The organism is Lentiprolixibacter sp., assembly GCF_982873095.1.
Map to the genome: position 1 here is coordinate 1 of NZ_CEYNTP010000095.1, position 2,092 is coordinate 2,092.

Genomic DNA, 2,092 nt, shown 5'->3' on the forward strand with positions numbered 1-2,092 from the left:
CGGTGTTGAGGGCGAACTGTTTACCACCAAAGTCGGGGAGAAAACCGTTATGGTGAAGCATTTTACCTTGCTGAGTAAATCGCTCCGTCCCCTGCCCCTGCCCAAAACCGATGCCGAAGGGAGGGTATATGACGAATTCTCAGACCCGGAATTACGCTACAGGCAGCGCTATGTAGACCTGGCCGTTAATCCTTCTGTAAAGGAAACGTTTATCAAAAGGACGCGCATCACCAATAGCATCCGTGAATTCCTAAACGAGAAGGGCTATCTGGAAGTAGAGACGCCAATCTTACAACCCATCCCAGGAGGGGCTGCTGCACGGCCTTTTATCACCCATCACAATGCACTGGACATCCCGCTTTACCTGCGTATCGCAAATGAGCTCTATTTAAAAAGGCTTATCGTAGGAGGATTTGACGGGGTGTATGAGTTTTCCAAGGACTTCCGCAATGAGGGAATGGACCGTACCCATAATCCGGAGTTTACCATCATGGAACTCTATGTGGCCTACAAGGATTACCACTGGATGATGGACCTTACGGAAGAACTGCTCGAAAAAGTAGCCATCGATGCCAACGGAACTACCAAAACGAAGATGGGGGAACAGGAGATTGATTTCAAAGCCCCCTACCCAAGGATCCCCATCCTGGATGCCGTTAAAAAATACACCGGTTACGACATCTCTGGCATGGACGAAGCTGAGCTGAGGGAAGTCGCGAAAAAACTTGAGGTAGAGGTAGATGAAACCATGGGGGTTGGGAAGCTGATCGATGAGATCTTTGGTGAAAAATGTGAACCTCACTTTGTGCAGCCGACCTTTATTATCGACTATCCCAGGGAAATGAGCCCGCTGACCAAGGCACACCGGGACAAACCCGGACTTACAGAGCGGTTTGAGCTTATCATAAACGGGAAAGAGATCGCGAACGCCTACTCGGAACTGAATGACCCCCTGGACCAGCGGGATCGCTTCGAAGAGCAGTTAAAGCTCTCTGAAAAGGGGGATGACGAGGCGATGTTTATTGACCAGGACTTCCTCAGGGCCCTGGAATACGGGATGCCACCTACTTCCGGGATAGGGATTGGTATCGACCGGCTTGTAATGCTGCTCACCAATAACTCCTCCATACAGGAAGTACTGTTTTTTCCACAAATGCGACCTGAAAAGAAGCCCTTACAGCTTAAAGACAATGAAAAAGCCATCCTGGAACCTTTAAAAGCGCATAAGACCATGCCTTTGTCCGAGTTGAAAGCCGCTGCAGGGCTGAGCAATAAGGCCTGGGACAAGGGGATCAAAGCCCTCGGAAAACTCGGTCTGGTAAAAGTGGTCAAGGAAGGAGATTCCCTTACTTGTGTCCTCCAGGAATAAATTGGCACTTTTTTAACCTAACTTACTTCTAATCAAACTGTTAATTGTTTATGCCGTTCATCGAATCCGTGTGATCCGGTGAAATAAAGGTAGGCCCTCAAACGTTTATACTAGCAAAACCCCCAAAGACGCTAGTATGAAGCAATTTTACCTACTTTACTTATGCTGCTTCCTGTTTATTGCCTGTTCTCCTGAGGAAACAGTAGAAGCACCCGACCCCGATCCCGATCCCGGAGAAGCCCTTGTGGCTTGTTTTGAAATAAGCCAGGAAGTCCTTATGGTGGGCGAATCCCTGCAGGTCACCAGTTGTTCTGTAGGCGCAACCGTATTCCTTTACGATTTTGGCAATGGAGCTGCCAGCACCCTGGAGAACCCAGAGGTCACCTACTCAGAAGCCGGGGAATACACCATTACCTTAACCGCGAGTAATGCAGAAGGCAAAAGCAAGTCCTTCAGCCTTGAAGTAGAAGTGGTGGCTATCGAAGGTTTCTATCTCTATCCTGAAGTCCCGGAGGGCTATTCTGCCATTCCCCTCGAACTGGGACTTAATCCCGAGAGTGGTAACCTGTTCTACATTGAATTGCTCACGGACGAAGTGGGTATGGGAGGCGCAAAATTCTATTACAGGGAATTGAATGAAAATTTCGAAACCGAAAGCCAGTACCTGGCGGATAAACCCTATAACAGTAATACGGCCTTTGCCAACTTTTACCCCAGCGGAAA

2 protein-coding genes are annotated in these 2,092 nt (G+C 48.7%); both read left to right on the forward strand.

All coding sequences use genetic code 11. From position 1 onward, the window contains the following. The coding region (gene lysS / locus AC4E7D_RS07280; protein WP_490173151.1) for a lysine--tRNA ligase at positions 1-1,369 on the forward strand (1,369 nt) is incomplete at its 5' end. 136 nt (positions 1,370-1,505) lie between these two features. Then, positions 1,506-2,092 (forward strand): PKD domain-containing protein (locus AC4E7D_RS07285; protein ID WP_490173152.1); only part of this gene is annotated, 587 nt, incomplete at its 3' end.